Annotated in this window: 16 protein-coding genes; 7 read left to right on the top strand and 9 right to left on the bottom strand. The window is 66.9% G+C overall.

Annotation, left to right across the window (positions count from 1 at the left end):
* Positions 1-6: 6 nt before the first annotated feature.
* From DB30_RS13290 to DB30_RS13305, 4 genes are read right to left on the bottom strand one after another with little or no spacing between them, the layout of a single operon-like run.
* The gene (locus tag DB30_RS13290; RefSeq protein ID WP_146658686.1) at positions 7-789 is read right to left on the bottom strand and encodes a hypothetical protein; all 783 of its coding nucleotides are present in this window, start codon (positions 787-789) and stop codon (positions 7-9) included.
* Positions 786-2066 carry an AAA family ATPase gene (locus tag DB30_RS13295; protein ID WP_052548796.1) on the bottom strand — a complete coding sequence of 427 codons (1281 nt, stop codon included), beginning with the start codon at positions 2064-2066 and terminating at the stop codon, positions 786-788. Before DB30_RS13295 ends, DB30_RS13290 begins: the two co-directional genes overlap by 4 nt.
* A 39-nt stretch (positions 2067-2105) precedes the next feature.
* Positions 2106-2621 carry an endonuclease V gene (locus tag DB30_RS13300; RefSeq protein WP_052548797.1) on the bottom strand — a complete coding sequence of 172 codons (516 nt, stop codon included), beginning with the start codon at positions 2619-2621 and terminating at the stop codon, positions 2106-2108.
* Positions 2622-2627: 6 nt separating this feature from the next.
* Complete coding sequence (locus DB30_RS13305; protein WP_146658688.1) at positions 2628-5750, bottom strand: DEAD/DEAH box helicase; 3123 nt, start codon at positions 5748-5750, stop codon at positions 2628-2630.
* 273 nt (positions 5751-6023) lie between these two features.
* On the opposite strand from DB30_RS13305, the gene DB30_RS13310 reads away from it, so the two are divergent.
* The gene (locus DB30_RS13310) at positions 6024-6998 is read left to right on the top strand and encodes an FAD-dependent oxidoreductase (protein WP_052548799.1); all 975 of its coding nucleotides are present in this window, start codon (positions 6024-6026) and stop codon (positions 6996-6998) included.
* A gap of 1 nt (position 6999) precedes the next feature.
* Here the strand turns inward: DB30_RS13310 and DB30_RS13315 are convergent, their stop codons facing one another.
* Positions 7000-7602, bottom strand: coding sequence for a hypothetical protein (locus DB30_RS13315; protein WP_146658690.1), 603 nt, complete (start codon positions 7600-7602; stop codon positions 7000-7002).
* Positions 7603-7669: 67 nt separating this feature from the next.
* Here DB30_RS13315 and DB30_RS13320 point away from each other — a divergent pair, with 67 nt between their 5' ends.
* A complete protein-coding gene (locus DB30_RS13320; RefSeq protein WP_165703744.1) occupies positions 7670-9124 on the top strand; it encodes a hypothetical protein in 1455 nt (484 codons plus the stop codon).
* A gap of 9 nt (positions 9125-9133) precedes the next feature.
* Here the strand turns inward: DB30_RS13320 and DB30_RS13325 are convergent, their stop codons facing one another.
* Both DB30_RS13325 and DB30_RS13330 read right to left on the bottom strand, forming a co-directional pair.
* Positions 9134-10168 carry a hypothetical protein gene (locus DB30_RS13325; RefSeq protein WP_146658692.1) on the bottom strand — a complete coding sequence of 345 codons (1035 nt, stop codon included), beginning with the start codon at positions 10166-10168 and terminating at the stop codon, positions 9134-9136.
* An 85-nt stretch (positions 10169-10253) separates the two neighbouring features.
* Complete coding sequence (locus DB30_RS13330; protein ID WP_052548803.1) at positions 10254-11015, bottom strand: class I SAM-dependent methyltransferase; 762 nt, start codon at positions 11013-11015, stop codon at positions 10254-10256.
* Between the two features lie 126 nt (positions 11016-11141).
* Between DB30_RS13330 and DB30_RS13335 the strand changes: the two genes are divergently transcribed.
* The 3 genes from DB30_RS13335 (at position 11142) to DB30_RS13345 (ending at position 15291) form a co-directional block, all read left to right on the top strand.
* Positions 11142-11501, top strand: coding sequence for a hypothetical protein (locus tag DB30_RS13335; RefSeq protein ID WP_052548804.1), 360 nt, complete (start codon positions 11142-11144; stop codon positions 11499-11501).
* Positions 11502-11571: 70 nt separating this feature from the next.
* A complete protein-coding gene (locus DB30_RS13340; protein ID WP_052548805.1) occupies positions 11572-12591 on the top strand; it encodes a tRNA dihydrouridine synthase in 1020 nt (339 codons plus the stop codon).
* Between the two features lie 759 nt (positions 12592-13350).
* Positions 13351-15291 (top strand): CARDB domain-containing protein, encoded by a 1941-nt coding sequence (locus DB30_RS13345; protein ID WP_146658699.1) that lies wholly within the window; start codon positions 13351-13353, stop codon positions 15289-15291.
* Positions 15292-15319: 28 nt separating this feature from the next.
* Here the strand turns inward: DB30_RS13345 and DB30_RS13350 are convergent, their stop codons facing one another.
* On the bottom strand, positions 15320-16873 hold the full coding sequence (locus DB30_RS13350; protein ID WP_052548808.1) for a CapA family protein: 1554 nt from the start codon (positions 16871-16873) through the stop codon (positions 15320-15322).
* 256 nt (positions 16874-17129) lie between these two features.
* Entirely contained in the window at positions 17130-17780 is a 651-nt protein-coding gene (locus DB30_RS13355; RefSeq protein ID WP_052548809.1) for a hypothetical protein, read from the bottom strand.
* Positions 17781-17876: 96 nt separating this feature from the next.
* Here DB30_RS13355 and DB30_RS13360 point away from each other — a divergent pair, with 96 nt between their 5' ends.
* On the top strand, positions 17877-18692 hold the full coding sequence (locus DB30_RS13360; RefSeq protein WP_146658701.1) for a GGDEF domain-containing protein: 816 nt from the start codon (positions 17877-17879) through the stop codon (positions 18690-18692).
* Complete coding sequence (locus tag DB30_RS13365) at positions 18689-19543, top strand: serine/threonine-protein kinase (RefSeq protein ID WP_052548811.1); 855 nt, start codon at positions 18689-18691, stop codon at positions 19541-19543. Before DB30_RS13360 ends, DB30_RS13365 begins: the two co-directional genes overlap by 4 nt.
* Positions 19544-19606: the final 63 nt, after the last annotated feature.

A 19606-nucleotide genomic window follows, 5' to 3' on the forward strand; every position in this document is an offset into this window, starting at 1 on the left:
CCGCGTTCAGCGGGCTGCGTCTTCGAGCTCCTCTGGGCAGTACTGCAGACGGACCCAGTCGGGCCATCGGTGGCGTAGGCGAACAATCAAGCTGCCGCAGGCGCCAGCGCGGTTGACTGTCTCGAAGAACGAGCTGCCCAGATGATACAGGTTTGCCGGCTTCAGCTCGCGCGCGAGCGTCGGGTAGTGTCGCGTCGATATCGAGAGCCGCTGCTTGGGCTTGATGGTTTGCTCGAGCTTGGAGAGGTCGGCCTCCCATGCGTCGAGGACCGCCCCCGTGACGCCGAGCTTCCGCAGCTGTGCAACATTGGCGAACAGCCACGCCTCGATTGAGTAGTAGGGCGTCAGCGTGATCAGCTTGCTCATCGCGCACTCGACTCGAGGCCCGTGTGCGCCGTCGCCGTCGATCTTGGCGAAGTGACCACGCACGATCGCGCGGACCTTGCCGCGAATGACCTCGTCGAAGGTGTCCAGGTTGTGCGATCGATCTTGGCCCCACGTGACGTCGCTGTCGACGTGGAAGAACACGAAGCCATCGCTGCGCAGCACTTGCTCGGCGATCTGCCTGCACAAGCGCAGGACTTTGGCGTGGTCCCGGGGCTTCTTGCTCTTCCATGCCGCGGTCGCCTCTGCCCGGGCGGCATCGTTGACTGGCGCGAAGGTCAGCCATTCGCCGCTCGCTACCTGCGGCGCGAGCAGGTCGAAGATCCGCCGACAGAGCTGCTCGATCGTTTCGAACGCCCACTTCGAGTTGTCTTCGGTGAGGAGTAAGACCGCGACGTCGCTCACCACAGCCCCTTGTTGCGCATGATCTCGCTGACGTGCTGGAGGCCGACATCTAGGGACTTGAAGAACTCGTCGGCCTCGGCCTCGCTCAGGTTGCGCCAGACGATCTCGCCCGACTCGGCGAGCTCGCAGATGACGAGGTTGTGGGTGGTTCCGAAGGTCTCACGGGCGAGGGGCAGGCAGTCGAGCAGGAGCGGGTTTTGGCTGGTGAGGAACGCCTGGGTGTTGAGCTCGTCCATGAGCTCGAGGAGGCGCTCGATCCACGAGTGGTGCATGCCGTTCGCTAGCTCGTCTACGATGATCGTGGACTCGCAGGCGTAGAGCTTGATGAGGATCGCTAGCAGCCGCTTCTCGCCGAACGACAGGTGGTCATGGGGGATCTCATTGCCGTTGGCGGTCTCGAGGCGGACCAGCGGCTTGGCAAAGACCGAACGTTTGATCCCTTCTTTGGTGGCTGCTGACGTCTTTGTGAGAACGAGTCGGGCATCTGTGTATTGCGTGAGTTCGATGAACCGCGCCAACGGCGTGGCGGTTCCATCGAGTGTCATGCTGTCGGTGATGGGTTGATTCGTATTCTTCAGCTGAGACAGCACATCGCCGGCAAGATGGTGTCCAACGCTCACCCACTCCGTCTCGCTATGCCCGAGGCGCGTGACCCCCAAAGCTGGTGTGCGGTCATGGTGATTTGCTTCTTGCGCGAACAACTCGCGGAAGGTCTCGACCCCTTCGCTCACACGCGTCAACGCGTAACCATAATATCGCAAACTGTCGACCGCGATGTCGATGTTCGGCACGTCGGTAGGTAGTCCTAACCGGGCATCATGAACTAGAGCGAGAAATAGCCTTGCGTCATTGATGAGCCCGAACGAGGTCGCGTGAGCATCAATCTTAGGAACGATACTGCCACAGATCACCCGCGCACCACGAGCAGTGACAGTAGACTCGTTCGCGTCGCTCTCAATGTGAACAGCCGCTTCACCGTGATGGAACACTCCAGAGAACTCTACCTTCGCGCCGCCACCGTTCGAGCCAATTTTGTTGCTCAGCGTCCCTTCGAGCGCAAATTCCCCGTCCTCCAGCCGAAACCCAATCTCGAATTCATCCCGCGCAAACTCATGGAAATTATTGCGGATCAGCGCCGACGCCAACCCAAGCAAGGTCGTCTTCCCCGCGCCGTTGCGCCCAACAACCGCGTTGATCTGCCCCCCAAACCGAACCACCGACCCCGGCTTGACGTGCCGAAATTTGTCCACCCGCAGGTAAGTGAGCTTGGACGGCATTTCGCGGGCATCCTAGCACAGCCCCGCGCAACCCAACCATCAGCTGTCGCGGCACAGCCGATCGACCCGCTTGAGCATCGTCGGCAGCCGAAACCGCCCGTGCATGCGCCCCACGTCGACCGCCGCCACCGCCGGCTCGACCCCCAGCGCCGTCACGTAGACCGGCCGCTTCCCTTCCCCGCGCACCACCTCGATCGCGGCCCCGTTGTCCCGAAACGGACTCTTCGCGACGCCAACCACCGCGACCTCACCCCCGAGCGCCGCGTGCAGATACCCGCCAAGCCCAAGCGTCCCCGCGTCATCCAGCACCACATACCCATCCACGACCACCAAGTGAATCCGCTGCTGCACGCGCTCCAACACCGCGAGCAAGCACGGCAGCTCGCGCTTATAGAACGCGCCCGGCACATACTGCGCGACGCCGTCGATCCGATGCACGACCTCGGCGACCGCCTCGGAAGCCAGCCAGCTCTGCAGCACGACGCACGCCGCGACCGCGACCGTTGGCTCCCCCGCCGCCGACTCCCGGTAGTCAACGTCAATGCAGGCGATCATGTTGGCTCAGTCCAGCAGCGCCAACAGCTCCGCGCGCGTGATCGCGTGGGCCCCCGAGGCGTCCCCGACCGCGGTCTCGGCCAGCTTCCGCTTGCGATCCTGCAGGCTCAGGATCCGCTCTTCCACCGTATCTGTCGCAATCAAGCGATGCACCAATACGGGCTTGTCCTGCCCAATGCGGTGCGCACGATCAGCGGCCTGATCTTCTACAGCCGGATTCCACCAAGGATCCAGCAAGAACACATTGTCCGCCGCGGTCAGGTTCAACCCAATACCGCCAGCCTTGAGCGACAGCAGCATCACCGGCGGCCCGCTGGGATCCTGAAATGCATCGACCACGCCCTGGCGGTCCCGGGTTGATCCATCCAAGCGCTCAAACCCGATCCCGCGGGCCCGCAGCGGCAGCTCGACGAGATCCAGCAGGCTGGTCCACTGCGAGAACACCAGCGCCTTGTGGCCCTCGTCAATCACCTCGTCGAGGGTCTCGAGCAGCAGCTGAATCTTCGAGCTGGGCGCCAGCGGATCTTTCGCCTTGGCCTTGCCGCCAGCCTCGGCCGCCCGCACACGCCCACCAGGCAGCAGCGCAGGGTGGCACGCAGCCTGCCGCAGCCGCAGCAGCGCCTCGAGCACCTGCATCACGTTGGCCCCGGTCGACAAGCTCTCGACCACCTGCTCTTGGGTCGCGGCCCGCACGGCGTCGTAGGTGCGCCGCTCGTCCACGCTCAGCTCACAGCGCAGCACGACATCGGTCCGCGGCGGCAGCTCGGTCGCGACCTCGGACTTGAGCCGACGCAGCACGAACGGGCGGATCCTTCGGCGCAGGCGGCCGGCGGCGTCGTCGTCCCCGACCGAGATCGGCTTGACGTAGCGATCCGTGAACTCCCCGCGTCCGCCCAGCAAGCCGGCCTGCAAGAAGTGAAACTGGCTCCACAGATCCTCGAGGTGGTTCTCGACCGGGGTGCCCGTCAGCGCGACCTTGAAGCTGGCCTGCAGCTTGTAGGCCGCGCGCGCGACCTTGCTGGTCGGGTTCTTGATCGCCTGGGCCTCGTCGAGCACCGCGGTGTCCCAGACCCGCGCGCCAAGCAGCTCGATGTCGAGTCGCAAGATCGCGTAGGTGGTGAGCACGACGTCGGCCTCGTCGTCTAGGGTCCGGGTGGGGCCGTGGTACACGCTCGCGCGCAGGCCCGGACGGAAGCGCTCGATCTCCGCCTTCCAGTTGTGCAGCACGGAGGTCGGCGAGACCACCAAGGTCTGGCGCCGCACGCCCTCGTGCACGCCCTTGCGAAGCACACACAGGGTCTGAATGGTCTTGCCAAGACCCATGTCGTCGGCGAGCAGACCGCCAAGCTCGACCTCGCGCAGGAACGAGAGCCAGTCGACACCGCGGCGCTGGTAGTCGCGCAGCTCGGCGTCTAGATCAGCAGGCAGCTGGGCCGGCGGGATCCGATCGAAGTTGCCGACCAACGCGGCGAGTCGATCGAACTCCGGTGGCGGGGCCTGGTCCAGCGCCTGGGCGAGCGCGGCGAGATCCAGGATCGCGGCCCGCTTGCCAGCCGTGTCGCGCTCGGCCGCGGTCGCCTCGCGGGCCGCGAGCAGATCCGCGACGAGGTGGCCGTGCTGGCTCATGAACCCCGCGGGGATCCGACCAAAGCCACCGCCGAGCAGCGGCGCGAACTCTTCGCCGCCCGCCCAGGCCCGGACCACCGCGAGACCATCGGCGCGACGCATGCCCTTGCGGACCCGCGCCAGGCCCCCGCGAAGATCATGCGGGTGCTCGTCGGTGTCGAGGCTGCCGAATTCATCGGGCTCGTCTGCGTCGTCGAGCGCGGCCGCGCCGACCGGGACGAAGTAGAGCTCGAACGCGCCGTCCTTGCCCAGGATCAGCTTGGGCTCGAGCGGCGCAGCTTCAAAGAAGTCTTCGTGGCCATCGCCCGCGAGCTCGAGCTCGGCCTCGCTCTGCTCGAGCAGCCGGCCAAGCTCGATCGCCTCGGTCGCGCCCAAGTTCTTGCGCACGCCAAGCTCGAGATCGAATTTCTCGCGCAGCCGCGAGCGCAGCAGCTTCTCGACCCGCAGATCCCGAACCGGTAGATCTGCGCCGCGCTGCTTGCCCTTGCGCTCGAGCAAGGTCAGGCGATCCCCGTCGGCCCGCGCGATCGGAGGATCGCCATACACGATCGTTGGCAGCACCTGCAGCGCGTCGCCGTCGCGCAGGGTCGTCAGCTGGATCCGCGGTCGGATCTTCACGCTGCCCGGCAGCCGCGGGGTGTCGATCGTGATCGGCAGCTGCTTGCGTAGCTCCGGCAGCAGCTGGCCGACGAGCGTGGCGACCTCGGCGTTGGCGAAGATCTGGCCCTTGCGCAGGGCCTCGAACAGCTCGGGGGCGAGCCCGTGCGATCCAATTGCGTGGAGCGTGCGACCCCGCCGGAGCGCCCCGTTCTCGTACAGCTCGTTGATCTCGGGATCCTGCTCGATCCGGGCCACGAACTCGCCGCCTTTGGTCTCGCTCACGCGCAGGCGCAGCCCCGAAGAAGGCTTGCCGAACTCGACCCTGCGCCCATCGAGCTGCACGTCGACCGCCCGCGACAGATACTCGAGCACGTCGGCCATGAGCTTGGGTGGGATCTTGGCTTTGACCGCCGGCCCAAACCGCTGCTCGAACGCGCGGTCGGCCTTGTCTGCGGTGAACGGCGGCGCGCCGGGGACCTTGCCGCGCTCGAGCTTGGCGAGCGAGGCCGGCATCAAGACTTCGCTGCCCTCGTTGACCAGCACGCGGCGCAGCTTGAGCGGGCCCCGACGACTGCGCAGGCGGTAGCCAACGTGCGCGACTGGGGCTCGCGATTCGCCGGGCAGCGACTGGCCCTGCTTGCGGGCCTCGGCCAGGGCGATCGCCGCCGCCGCGACGTGCTCGCACGCCTCGGTTCGAGCGTCGCAGTCGCAGTCCCAGTCCTCGCCGCTGGGCTCGAGCGTGACCGTGTTCGCGGGCAAACCCGGGACCGACTCGACCCGGAAATCCAGCTCCTCGCCGCGGATCCGCAGCCCGTGCACCTTGCCCGCGCGCGCCGCCTTCACCGCGCGAGACCACTGAGCGGGAGAGCAGCCGTCACGGACGGTCTGGAGGTAATCCTCCACCAGCGACGGACATAGTCTGGCGCTGCGGCGCGGGCAAATGCGGCAGCTGCGCGCGCGGCTCTCGGGGCGTGTCTGCTTTCAACGATTATCTTTTAAAATCAAATAGTTACAGCTGAACCGGGGCGCCAATTTGGGGTACCTTCGCCGGTGAGGTCAGATCCCCCGACAGCGCGACTCACGTGAATCCGCGGGCCGCCACACCCTGGCCAAGCCAAGCCGCCCACGGGCGGGCCAGAAGCCCGGCCCGCACCTATAGTCCCCCTCGCAGCCCGCATGAGTACGCCCGAGATCATCGTCATCGGTGCTGGCGTGTCCGGCCTGAGCTGCGCCATCGAGCTCGCGCGGGCGGGTCGGCGCGTGCAGGTCTGGACCGCCGTCGCGCCCGAGCAAACCACGTCGAGCAAAGCGGCGGCGTTTTGGTACCCCTACCGCGTCGACCCGATCGAGCGCGTGGGTCCGTGGGCGGCGGTCGGCTACGAGCGCTTCGCGAGGATCGCCGGCAACCTCACGCTTGGGCCCACGGCGGGCGTGATCATGCGCGAGGCGATCGAGGTGTTCCCCGAGCCCGTGCCGGATCCGCCGTGGTCGCGCTACGTCGACATGTATCGCCACGCGATCCCCGAAGAGCTGCCGCCGGGCTACGGCCACGGCGTCGTGTTCGAGGCGCCCGTGATCGAGATGCCGCGCTACTTGCCGTGGTTGGTGACGGAGCTCGACAGGTACGGCGTCGAGATCGTGATCCGCCGGGTCGACTCGCTCTCGCCTGCCTTGGACTTAACGGGGGTCGTCGTCAACACGACGGGGCTCGGCGCCCGCGAGCTCGTGGGTGACGCGCGCGTGTACCCGGTCCGCGGGCAGACGGTTCGGCACCGACGCGGCGCGCTCGATCGGGTGTTGATCGACGAGCACTCGGCCCACGGGATCACCTACGTGATCCCCCGCGGCGACGACGTGGTGCTGGGTGGCGTCGCGCAGGAGCACGAAGAGTCGCTCGCCGAAGATCCCGCGCAGACCGTTGCGATCGTGGAGCGCTGCACCCGGATCGAACCACGGCTCGCGAGCACGCAGCGGCTTGGCGTCAGCGTGGGGTTGCGGCCGTGTCGCGACGAAGTCCGGCTCGACCAAGAAGTCCGCGACGGGCAGTTGATCGTCCACAACTACGGTCACGGCGGCTCGGGCGTGACCTTGTCGTGGGGCTGCGCCGAGGACGTCCAGCAGCGCGTCAGCGCGTGGCTGAAGCGCGAGTGAGCTACTGCTCCGCGAGCAGCTCCTGAAAGGTCCAGGTGTTCTGACCATGGTTGTGCAGGTGAAGCACGACCTCGGACCCGGCCGGCGCGCTGACGGGTGACTCGAACACCTCCGAGTAGACCTGCGCCTCGCCGGGGATCGCCACGTTGTCCTCCCACACGAGCTCGCCGTTGACCAAGATCGCAATGTGAGCAGACGCCGGCGATGGCGCGACCAGGTCGAAGTAGTAGAGACCCAGCTTCACCGGCTGGCCGACCTCGAGCGCGACCAAGCTGGGCTGACGCAGCGCCAAGTAATTGCAATTGTTGGTGTCGATCTCGAGCTTTTCGTCCTCGCGGTACCAGCCGGCGAGCCCGCACGTGACCGTGACCGGGCGGTGATCTGCGAGCGGATCTGCGACGGCGTCGACCGCCTGCCACTGCGCGTTATCGACGATCGCCACCAACTCGCCGGTACCGCCCGACTCGCTGTCCTCGGTCTGGCCCGTGCTCAGCGTGTCTGCGCTCATGGCTTCCGAGCTGTCTTTGGCGCTCGCACCCTCACAGCCCCCGACCCACCCAAGGCCAAACACCAGACACACCGGAAGGGCCTTGGCCGCCAACACGCGCGGAGCATAGCTGTTTTCAGAAGCTATGCAGCCCGCCGCCCCGCTGATACCGTGCGTCCGTACGATGCTGCGCCTGAACCGACGACTCTCCATTGGCTTCGCCCTTCTCGCGCTCGCGCCGGCCTGCGCTGAAGTCCCCAGCACAGCGGAAGGCGACAGCACCGATACAGAGTCCGGCGATGGTGACGGTGACGGCGACGGCGACGGTGAAGGGCTCGCGCAAGAGACCACGTGGCACCAACACATCGCGCCGCTAATGATGGAGAAGTGCGGCCAATGTCACCGCGCAGATGGCATCGGCCCGTTCACGCTGGTCGACTACGACGCCGCCGCGTCGTGGGCACCGCTCGCGCTCGAGGCCGTGGAGTCCGGTCAGATGCCCCCGTGGGGCGCCGACGAGACCGAAGAGTGCGTCCCGCGGCACCCCTTCAAGGACGATCCGCGCCTGACCGATGATCAGCTCGCGCTGTTCGCCGACTGGATCATCGACGGCACCCCCGAGGGTGATCCGGCCACGGCCGCCCCGATCCCGGAGCTGGCCTCGATCAAGCTCGACGACGCGGATCTGCGCCTGACGATCCCGGGCGACATCGAGGTCAAGCCAGGCGCCGACCAGTTTTGGTGCTTCGTGCTCGACCCCGGGTTCACCGAGACCACCTTCATCGACGCCACGCAGGTGGTCGCGGGCAACGACAAGGTCGTCCACCACGTGCTCGTCTACGTCGACGAGAGCGGCCAGGCCGAGCAGCTGGCCGGCGATGATGGTCGCTACGAGTGCTTCGGCGGCCCCGGTCTTGGTCAGCCCACGCTGATCAGCGCGTGGGCTCCGGGCGTCCCGCCCAACCGCATGCCCGAGCAAGTCGCGATGAACGTCGCCGCCGGGGCCAAGGTCGTCGTCAATGTCCACTACCACCCAACCGGCGTGGACGAGGTCGACACCGGGACCTCGCTCGACATTCGGTTCTCAAAGGGCGCGCCGCTGTACCTTGGGCAGCTCGCGCTGATCGGCAACTTCGGCGCGCTCGGTGGTGGCATGGGCCTGCAGCCTGGGCCCAACGACTCGGGCTCGGCGGCGGAGTTTCGGATCCCCGCTGGCGTTGACGATCATACCGAGACCATGATCTTCGCGCTGCCCGACCAGGTGCCGGACCTCAAGATCTTCTCAACCGGCACCCACATGCACTACGTGGGCACGGACATGCTGATCGGCCTCGATCGCCTCGAGCCCGAGGAAGGCACTGGCATCAAGCAAGAGTGCTTGGTTCAGACGCCCCACTACAGCTTCGAGTGGCAGCGCGGCTATGCGTTTGACGCCCCGCTCTCGGAGGTGCCAACCGCCAAGGCCGGCGACTACCTGTACATGCGCTGCAAGTACAACAACAGCATGTCCAACCCCTTCGTGGTCGAGGCGCTCGCGGATCAGGGGCTCGACGCGCCGATCGATGTGTTCTTGGGCGAAGAGACCCTCGACGAGATGTGCCTTGGCGTGTTCGGGATCGCGTTCTCGATCGTGCCCTGACCCCGACCTTCATGATGTTGCGCGCGGCGGCGATATAATTCGTCGGCCGCCGACGATGAGCAGCCCCGCGGCCATCAGCTCGAGCACGCCGTGAAATCGAGCGAAGCGCAGGTAGCCGGTCCGCGCTTGGGTCAGATCCACGCAGGCCCAGATCGCCAGGCCGATCGCGGCGAGCGTGAACAGGCCCAACACCCACGGCGAGAGCTCGCCGCACAGCGCCCGATAGCTGGCCCGGAAGGTTCGCGGCGTCGGGCGGTCGCGGTCGTCCTCGGGCACCAGGCGCAGCCACACGCCATAGTGAACCGACTGGGCAAAGCAGTAGAGCAGGACCACGCGCAGCGCCCATGGATCGTGAAGCGTGGGGGCCAGCGTTGCGACGTGGGTGCGCGCGTCTAGACCCGCCGGGATCCCAGCGGCGAGCCCCGCCGACCACACGAAGTCACCCAGGCCAAGGGTCAGTCCAAGGCTCACGAGCACGAAGGTGGCCAACACCGCGAGGTGCAGCTTGCCTTCGCGCGGGCGCCAGGCCGCCCACAGCCCGACCGCCACGAAGTTGTGCGCGTGGGCGAAGATCAGATCCGCGGTCACCCCCAGCGCGCGGGCACCCACGGCGAGACCAAGCGCAGCGGCCACTACAGCGATCCTTCGGGCCGCGCCGCCGTCGATCACCAGCGCGCTCGCGGCCACCCCGAGCAAGCCGACCTCCAGCGGCGCGCCCACCCCAACGGCGAACAGCGGGACCCCAGCGGTCAGCCACAGCCGGCGATCACGGTGCCAGCCCGGCCGGACCACGCAGTAGCGAAGATCCGCGAGCAGGTGCGGAACCCCCAGCACGATCGGCCCGAGCGCCAGCATCCACAGCGGGGCGAGCAAGCTGGCGAGCAGCGCAACGATCACGACCGACACACCGATCACGCCGACCCGCAGGTCGCGGGTGCCTGCCAGGCGACTGGAGATCGGCATCGTGGCCCGAAGCAGGCGCACGCGCACGCGATCGATCGGCGCGAGCGCGCGCTCGAGAGGATCGCTGAGTGCCCGGTCCACGACCGCCACGATAACCGACGACCGACCGAGGCGTCGCCCGTGTTCGCGGCCGGTCAAGCACCGCGCGCGCCCAAGCGGGCAACCCTCACTTGCGAAACACCAACATGTAGTTCTCGTCGAGCGGGACCTGCTCGATCTCGCGATCGAGCACGAAGCCCGCGGCCGTGACCTCGGCGGTCAGCGTGGCTTGGTCCTGGCGCACGTGCTTCATCATGCGCGCCGAGGTCTTGCCGGGGATCCGATCGAACTCGACGATCACCAGCTGCCCCCCAGGTCGCAGCGCGCGAAACAAGGTGGGCAGATACACCTTGGGGTACTCGATGTGATGATAGACGTCGCACATGAACATGAGGTCGACGCTGTCCGGCTCGAGCCCGACATCGGTCGCGCTGGCCATGACGATCTGCACGTTGGTCAGGCCCTCGGCCGCGGCCCGGTCACGCAGATGGGCTGCGAACTCCGGGACGAGCTCGACCGCGAGCAGCCGACCGGACGCCCCCACGCCGCCGCTCAGCGCCGCCAAGAAGGCTCCGGTCCCCGCGCCGATGTCGGCGACCGTGATCCCGGGCGTGAGCTCGAGCGCCGCGACGATCTCATCGCGCGCGGCGATCACCTCGCGCCGCTCGGCCTCGAGCGTGTCGGTCCACACCTGCACGGCGTCGGGTTGGAAGTAGCGGTCGTTGATCCCCGGGTGCACGCTGGCGAGCCCGTCCGACGATCGTTCAGTCGGGGGTTCGGTCGGCGACTCCGCCGGGACCGCGGTGCGCGGGCGCTGGCTGCAGCCAAGCAGCAAGGCCAGCGACACCGCGAGCACCGGATGAACCAACAATGAAGGCCACGCGCGCATGCGGTCACATGCTACCTCCCCGCTGCTGCCGACGTGCGTGCCTGCGTGGCCCCGCCGGCAGGGCCGCGTGTGCGCGACGAGGAGCCCCTTGTCAGCCACGCCCCCGCGAGCCATGCTCGCCGCGCCATGGCTGATCAGCTACAGGACGCGGTGCTCGCCATCGTCGAAGCCCACGCCGAGACCGGCGTGACGATGGGGAAGATCGTCGACCGCCTCGTCGCCGACGGCGGGCAGGAACAAGAGGTCGAGCTCGCGATCTGGCGGCTGATGCAGCGCCGCCGCCTGACGCCAAACGGGTTCTCGTGTCGCAAGGTCCGCAAGCCCAGCCAGAGCGGACGCGGCGCAGAGACCCGCACCTACGAGTTCGTGCTGATCCCCTGGTCGCCAGCGCTCGACGCCCAGCTCGAGCTGGATCTGGATGGCCCGGGTTCGCCATCAGCGAGCGGTCGCGCGCCCGTCAAGGACGCATCGGCGGCCAAGCGCTGATCCGCAAAGTCCCGATCAACCGTCGAATTGGCCAAGAAAATCGGCCAGTTTTGAATTTGAGGTCTGCGTGATGAGCCGCGAACAGGTGGGCGACCTCGCCGAGCTTCCGATCGCCCTGCGCCCCGACGCGCCGGGCTTGTTCCTCGCGCTCGCGCCGATGGACGGGGTCACCGACGGCAGCTACCGCGAGGTCCTGACCGCGATGTTTGGCGGCCGCTCAGGCATCAGCGTGTGTGTGTCCGAGTTCGTCCGCGTGCTTCGCCAACCGGTCACCGAAGCCGTGTTCCTGCGCCACTGCCCCGAGCTCGCGCGCGGCGGCAGCACCCGCGCGGGCGTGCCCGTGTTCGTGCAGCTGCTTGGCAGCGACCCCAAGTGGATGGCCGAAGCCGGCGCGCGTGCGGCAGCGCTTGGTGCCCCCGGCGTCGATCTGAACTTCGGGTGCCCCGCCAAGACCGTGAACAACTCCGACGGCGGCGCGACCTTGCTCAAGCAGCCGTGCCGCGTCGAGCAAGTCACCCGCGCCGTCCGTGCGGCCGTGCCCGCGAGCGTGCCCGTGACCGTCAAGGTCCGCGTGGGCTGGGACGACGCGGCGCCGATGGTCGACATCGCGATGGCCGCCGAGCAAGGTGGCGCGACCTGGCTGACGATCCACGGCCGCACGCGCACGCAGCTGTACAAGCCGCCGGTTGACTGGAAGGCGATCGGGCGGGCCCGCGAAGCCGTCTCGATGCCGGTCGTCGCCAACGGGGATCTGTTCAGCCTCGACGCCCTGCGCGAATGCGGCCAAGTCAGCGGGTGCTCGGCGTTCATGATCGGGCGTGGTGCCATGGGTCGGCCCGAGCTGTTCGTCCAAGCGCGCGGGTGCTTCGAGCGAGCGTCGCTCAGCCGCGCGGACATGCAGCAGCTGTTGCTGCGCTATGTTGCCCAGCTGCTCGCCGACGGCGCGGGCGCGCACGCCACCCTAGGGCGGCTCAAGCAGTGGCTGCGCATGGGCGGCTTGCTGCGGGCCGACATGGCCCAGTGGTTTGATGCGATCAAGCGCTTGCAGACGCTGGCCGAAGCCAAAGCGACCCTGTTGGCGAGCCAATAGAGCCTCTGGCGCTCGCTTGTCCCCCGTCCGAGTCGTGTCAGACTGCCCTATATAGCGTTGTTTATTGTTCATCCTCCCCGAAGGGACCACCATGCACGGTGTCACACGACACGGACCAGGCCCACTTTTTGGCGCGGTGATCCTGACGAGCGTGATGCTGACAATCGCCTGCGACGAGGTCGACCTGCGAACCGAGCAATCGGCGGCGGTCGGCTCGGCGATGCGGCTTCGACCCGGACTCGCGCTGGAGGCAGTAGAGGAGCTCGCGGCCGCGAGCCTCACCGCCTTCTACCAGTGCGGGCTGGAGTGCCCAACCGGCTTTCACCCGACCTCGGTGAGCTGCAGTCTCGCTTGTGGGTCCTGCGCAGCCGGTGCCCGCAACTGGACGAAATGCGAGTTGAATCAGGGCGACTATTTCTATATGTGCGGATTGGACTGCCCCTCCACGTATCACGAGACATCGGTGAATTGTGCCCCGGTTTGTGGGTCCTGTGCGTTCGGCGTCAGCAATTATACAAAGTGTGAATTGAACCAGGGCGACACGCTTTACACGTGTGGGTTGGAGTGTCCCAGCGGCTACCATGCAACCGCGGTGAGCTGCAATCTCGCTTGTGGCTCGTGCGTGGCCGTGCGGAACAACCAGGTCCGGTGCGAGAAGCACTAGCGTGGCAAAACGCCCCGCAGCTCCCGTCACCTGCGAGCGCAGGCGGCTCGCGCTTTTGCATCGCCAAGCTCGTGGCGATGTGATACCCACCGTCGGTGATTACCGCACTCCCGAAAAGACTGACCTCCCCCCGCTCGTTCGTCACGCTCTTGGTGCTCGCCGCGAGCGGAGCCGCCTGCACCCCCGCGTCCGACGACGTCAACCTCACCGGGATCTCGGGCCTGGGCACGAGCGACGGCGCGACCGAGGACACCGGCTCCAACGACACCGGGACCGACGAGGGCACGACCGGCGACCCCGATCCCAACTGCGGGCCCCAGCCGCCGCAGTGCGCCGAACTGATCGAGTGCCTCTCGGTCGTTCTGCCCGACATCGACGTCAGCGACATCGAGCCCGGCGGCTCGTGCTGGTGCGGAACAACCCAAGACGCGATCGAGTGCCGGGACCTGTGCGTCGATCAGCTCGAGATCGTCGAGAACCAGTACCCCAACGTCGAAGAGTGCGGCGGAGGCTCGACCACCACCGATCCAACCGGCGACGGTGACGGCGACGGCGACGGCGATCCCGGCCCGCTCCCAAACCTGACGCTCGACCAATTCTACCTTGGCAGCCACCTGCTCGCGCCCGGCGCGGCCGTCAACTACTACTTCGAGCTGGTCAACAACGGCCCGGTCGACACGATGTGGGTCTATCAGGATCGCGTGATCCTCTCGGTCAACGACGTGTTCGGCGACGACGATGACTTCGTGATCCACGCGGGCGCGTTCGAGTTTATCGTCGAGGCCAACGAAAACTACCTGTACTATATCCCCATCACCCTGCCCGACGATCTGGTCAACGGCGAGTACTACGTCGCGCTCGAGCTCGACTACACCAACGTCATCAACGAGTCCGACGAGACCGACAACTGGAGGTTCGACGCCGACAAGCTGGTGATCATGGGCGAAGCCTCGGTCGACCTCGCGCCAAGCGACGCGCTGGCAAGCGAGTACGCGGTCAAGACCGGGACCCCAACCGATGTCTCGGTCACCGTCGACAACCTCGGGCTCGACGACATCGGCCCGTACACGGTCCGCTTCTACTACTCCAGCGACCAGAACATCACGAACAACGACACCTTGCTGTGCTCCGTCAACGCGCCTGGGCTCGCGGGCAACAGCGCGACCGTCGTCGAGGACCAGTGCATGGTCCCGGAGCTCGAAGGTGACTACTACCTCGGCGTCATCGTGGACCCGAGCAACGTGATCGCCGAGACCGACGAGACCAACAACATCGCGTTCGACCCGGCGCTCGTCACGATCTCGCCCCTCGATGTCGACCTCCAGCCGAGCATGATCGGGACCGGCTCGCTTTCAGTTGGTGCAGACGACCTCGTCGCCTACTCGGCCACCGTCACCAACAACGGCGCCGACCCCACGCCGCCGTTCTCGATCGCGTTCTACTACTCGCTCGACGCCAACATCACCCAGGCCGACAAGCTGATCTGCCAGGTCAACGGCCCCGCCCTGCAGCCCGGCGCCTCGGCCCCGATCAACACCAACTGCGACGTCCCGCTGATCGCAACCGCCAACTACCGGCTCGGCGTCATCGTCGATCCGAACAACGTGATCAACGAGACCAACGAGGCCAACAACACGGCCGTCCACCCGAACTCGGTCTCCGTGACCGCGCCGATCGTCGACCTCGAGTACAGCTTCCACGGCGACAACCTGCCGTTCTTCGCCAACCCCGGGCAGAACATCAGCTACACCCTGGACGTGTGGAACAACGGGTCCGCGCCAAGCGGGCCGTTCAGCGCAAAGATGGTCTGGTCGGTCGACGCGAACATCACCAACGGGGACATCGAGGGGTGCACGGTGGCGCTGGCCTCGATCCCGCCGCTGACCATGGCCCACTACGTGTTCCCCTGTACCGTCCCCGACTTCCAGATCGGAAACTACTACAGCGGGGCGATCATCGATCCGACCAACGCTGTGCCCGAGACCGTAGAGAACAACAACATCGGCGTCAGCTTTGACGCGCAGATCTTCAACTGATCGATTGAGCGCTGCCCAGGGTCCGGCCTCACGCCCCGCAGCTTGGCAGGGCGTTGAGGCGCAGATCATCGCCACCTTCGATCTCCACGAACTCTCCCCCCAGCCCGCGCGCCTGGTCCACCACCCGCTTGCGCACCTGCTTGCCCAAGCCCCCCGTCGCCGCGCTCGGGTGCGGATACGGCGAGCGCTTCACATACGCGGGGTGAAACACGACATCGCCAAGACACGGCTTGTCGCCGGCCACCCACTTGGCTCGCAGCACGCCGGTCAAGCGCGGGATCCCGCCCGTGTTCTCGAACAAGAAGTTCCCCAGCGAGTACGCGATCAAGCCGCCTCGATACTGCTCGATCCCCTGCAGCACATGCGGATGATGGCCGATCAGCATGTCGACGCCGCCTTCGATCAGCGCGTGCGCGACCCTTTGTTGCTTGCCGCTGGGTTGCTCGGCGTACTCGTCGCCCCAGTGAACCACGACGATCATCAAGTCGTGGTCTGCGCGGGCCTGCTCGATCAGCGGCAGCAGCTTTTCCGGCATGTCGCCGGCTTCGATGTACGGGACCTGCGGCTTATCGGCCGTTGGGATCTCTGTGCTGACCGGCGTGTTAATGCGGTTGGTGACCGAGATGAAGCCGATCCGCCAGCCCTTGGACTCGAAGGTCTCGACCCGAAAGCGCGGCGCCTCGGTCCGGCTCGCGCCAATTGCAAAGATCCCCGCGTCGGCCAAGACCTTGGGGCTCTGCAGCTGGCCTTCTACGCGCAGGTCGTAATAGTGATTGTTGGCCAGCGACATGACCTTGAACCCGGCGTCGGCCAGCGCTTGCACGTCGTCCCGCCCGCCGCCAAACCGAATGGAGCTGCCGATCGGCGAGCTCACGGGCCGCAGCTCGACGACCGGGGTCTCGAGGTTGCCAACCAACACGTCACTTTGTAGCTGGGTAGCGATCTCGGCGAAGGGCCCCGCGAGCGGCTGCTTCTCGGTGACCTTGTCGGGCTCGATGATCGGGTCAAACCGATTGTCCTCGCGGTAGCGGCCAAAGATCACGTCGCCCACGAAGGTGAACTCGAGCTCCGGCGACCGGGCCTCGCGCGCGCCGACCTGCTCGTCTTTTGGGTACGCGCGGCTGCACTGATCCAACAACCACGGGAACTCGCTGTCGCGGTCTTTGAGCAGCAGCGTCACGCACACCGCCGCGGCCACGCTGGTGTCGCGGATGCAGCCCTCGAGGTCGCGCTCGCGGGTTTGCTGCATCTGGGCCATGCGAGCGGCGCGTTGCTCGGGGTCCCCCTCGACGGAGATGTAGAACGTGGCGGCCTCACCAAGCATCGCCTCACAGGCCGCGCGCGCGTCCTTGGGCAGCTCGTTGGGCATGCGCGGGTCGATGCGCTGCTTGAGCTCGCGCGCTTGTCGATCCCAGTCCGGCTGATCGTCGATCCCGCGCGGATCATTGTTGCCCACCCGGGTCCGCAGCTCGTTGGTCGAGCTCTTGCGGCTGTCGGCCTTGTTGTTGTCCCGAATGCACCCGCCCGCGGCGAGGGTCAGGGTCAGCGCGGCACACAGCGCGAGGCATGATCGGCGGAGCATCCCGCGGAGGGTAGCGCACGCCCAGCGTATTGAAACAGCCCGCCACCAGCTCAACGTCCCTTTGGCGGTCACGACCTCGCTCCCCCCGTCCCTCCCTCCCTCCCTCCCTCCCTCCCTCCCTCCAGCGTCCGCCGAAGCCACCCGAGCCCCCTCCCAGGGGGCCACACATACCCCTGCGATCAAACGCCCCCGAGGAGCGAAGCGACCAGACGCGCCAGCGGCTGCAGTCGGCGAAGTCTAAGGTCTATGTGGGGGTCTAAAGAAACCGCTGGAGGCTGACGCGGAGTAGGTTGTCGCCCGGGCTGAGCTTGAACTCCTCGACCGCCCGCCTGTGCCCGCGGGCCCTGAACTCGAGCTCCACGATCAGCTCGTGCTCGCCCCGGGGAAACGGCAGCTCGGGGAAGGTCTCTACGGTTCTGGACTGGTACGGGCAGCCCGCGACGCAGCTGATGCTGAGCTCCGACAGCGGCAGCGCGCCGGCTTGAAACGACAGCTTGGCGGGCTTTGGTGTGGCATGGATGACGTGGACAGCGTCCGCGCCGCAGTCACTTGGCGACAATTGCAGAGCGCCCTCGTACGCCGCGCCATGCAAGCACACGGTGACGGGCGCGGCGATCTCGATCTGCGCCTCACCGCTGGCAGGCAGCGGCTGCTGCGGATCCCCACACGCGCGCTCGGGGCTGGCCTCGGCGTTGGGCTCGAACACCTTCGTGGACAGCTGATAGTCGCCACTCATCTGCAAGACCGCGGGCAACTCTTGGACCTGCACGCGGCACGTGACGGCCGGTGGCGCCGACTGCTCGGGCGCCATGCCGTCGCTGACCGAAGCAGTGAACAGCAGCGCAACGCTGACGGCGAGCGCAGCGGCAGCGCCGGGTCCGCGAGTCGAGAGTGGGGGGGGAGCCATCGAGTCCAGGTCAGGTCAGGTTAGGGCGCGACAATAGCAATCAATCGCGAGGTTGCGCGTCGTGTGGGCGCGACGGCGCCTGCTACTCTGAAAACGGTGCAAGAACTCGATCGCAGCGCGGCACGGAAATGGGGCGGATGCGGCTCGTGCTGGATGTGGGCGCTGCTCGGGCTGGTCTTGGCACCAGGTGCGCCGCTGGGGCTGTGGCTCACGCTTTCGTGGTCCGGGGTCGCGATTCCCGACGAGGCCATCCGCGCGGCGCTGATCTACTCTGGGGTCGCGACGGCGATCGTGCTGGGGGCGTTTGGCTGGGGCATGGGCCGCATGATCGATCACGTGCGCTCGGCTTCGCTGCACGACGGGCTCACCGGTCTGTTCAATCGCCGGTTCCTCCGCGAGTCGCTGCCCCAGATGCAGGCGGCCGCCGCTCGACGGGGTGAGCCGCTGTGCATCGTGATGTTGGACCTCGATCTGTTCAAGCAGGTCAACGACTCGCACGGTCACCTGATCGGCGACCAGACCTTGTGCGCGGTGTCCCAGGCCCTGCGCGATCACAGCCGCAAGTCGGATCTGATCGCGCGCTACGGCGGCGAGGAGTTCGCGGTCCTGTGCCCCGACACCGACTACGCGACTGGGCTGCAGGTGGCCGAGCGCCTGCGCGCCGCGATCGAGGCCCTCGACGAGACCGCGCTCGGCTACCCAGGCCCGCAGACGATCTCGGTGGGGGTCGCCGTCCACTCGCCCGACCAACAGTTGAGCCCTGAAGAGCTGCTGGATCACGCCGACACAGCGCTGTATCGAGCCAAGCACCGCGGGCGGAATTGCTGCGTCGCCTGGCGCGACGGCGAAGGCCGGTCCCAGCTCCGGTCGGGCTTGACGCCGCCACGTCAGTCGGCGAGCGTCATCGAGTGATCGGTGAGACGCTGCTGGACCGCTACACCGTGGAGGCCGAGCTCGGTGAGGGCGGCATGGGTGTGGTCTACCGGGCCGTCGATGAGCGCGGGCAACCAGTGGCGATCAAGCGGCTCCACGAAGGGGTCGCAACCTCGCCGGAGCTCGTCGCACGGTTCCAGCGCGAAGCCAGCGCCCAGGCGATGCTCGCCCACCCCAACATCGCAGCGATGCACGCGGTCGGGGTGACCGACGCGGGCCAGCTGTTCTTCGTGCTCGAATTCATTGCAGGCCACGATCTCGCGACCGCGCTCGAGCGCGGCGCCCTCGCCCCCGCGCGGGCCGTGAAGCTCGCTATCCAGCTGCTCAGCGGGCTCCACCACGCCCATCAATTCGGGATGGTTCACCGGGACCTCAAGCCCGAAAACGTATTGTTGGCCGGCAGCGGCGACCAAGAGCAGGCCAAGCTGATCGACTTTGGCCTGGTCAAGCTGCTGACCGACGTGCTTGGGACCGATGAGTGCCAACGCCTGACCCGAACCGGGGTCGTGTTTGGAACGCCGCAATACATGGCGCCCGAGCAGATGCTGCCCGAGGCCACCGAGCCGGTTGACCACCGCTGTGATCTGTACGCCGTGGGGATCTTGTTGTTCGAGATGCTGTGCGGCCGGCGTCCGTTCGAGGCCGAAGAGATCACCCAGCTGTGGCGGGCGCACCTGACCCAGCCGGCCCCCAGCCTGCACGAGATCGAGCCCACGCTGGATCACCCGGATCTCGACGCGATCTTGCAGACCTTGCTGGCCAAGCGGCCAGACCAACGGTTTGCGAGCGCGCTCGCGGTTCGTCGCGCGCTCGAGACCCTGTCCATGTGAATTGCGATACCCTCGGTGGTATGCGCTCCGCTTCAATTCCGCCCGCACTCTGTCTACGTACGA

Origin of the sequence: Enhygromyxa salina (assembly GCF_000737335.2) — a bacterium.
GTDB classification, from domain to species: Bacteria; Myxococcota_A; Polyangia; order Nannocystales; family Nannocystaceae; genus Plesiocystis; species Plesiocystis salina_C.

Excerpts from the sequence above, each read along its gene's own strand:
- DB30_RS13335 (WP_052548804.1), top strand. The coding sequence starts at position 11,142 with ATGGCTGATCAGCTACAGGACGCGGTGCTCGCCATCGTCGAAGCCCAC.
- DB30_RS13330 (WP_052548803.1), bottom strand. The coding sequence starts at position 11,015 with ATGCGCGCGTGGCCTTCATTGTTGGTTCATCCGGTGCTCGCGGTGTCG.
- DB30_RS13310 (WP_052548799.1), top strand. The coding sequence starts at position 6,024 with ATGAGTACGCCCGAGATCATCGTCATCGGTGCTGGCGTGTCCGGCCTG.
- DB30_RS13300 (WP_052548797.1), bottom strand. The coding sequence starts at position 2,621 with ATGATCGCCTGCATTGACGTTGACTACCGGGAGTCGGCGGCGGGGGAG.
- DB30_RS13355 (WP_052548809.1), bottom strand. The coding sequence starts at position 17,780 with ATGGCTCCCCCCCCACTCTCGACTCGCGGACCCGGCGCTGCCGCTGCG.
- DB30_RS13295 (WP_052548796.1), bottom strand. The coding sequence starts at position 2,066 with ATGCCGTCCAAGCTCACTTACCTGCGGGTGGACAAATTTCGGCACGTC.
- DB30_RS13320 (WP_165703744.1), top strand. The coding sequence starts at position 7,670 with ATGCTGCGCCTGAACCGACGACTCTCCATTGGCTTCGCCCTTCTCGCG.
- DB30_RS13340 (WP_052548805.1), top strand. The coding sequence starts at position 11,572 with ATGAGCCGCGAACAGGTGGGCGACCTCGCCGAGCTTCCGATCGCCCTG.
- DB30_RS13350 (WP_052548808.1), bottom strand. The coding sequence starts at position 16,873 with ATGCTCCGCCGATCATGCCTCGCGCTGTGTGCCGCGCTGACCCTGACC.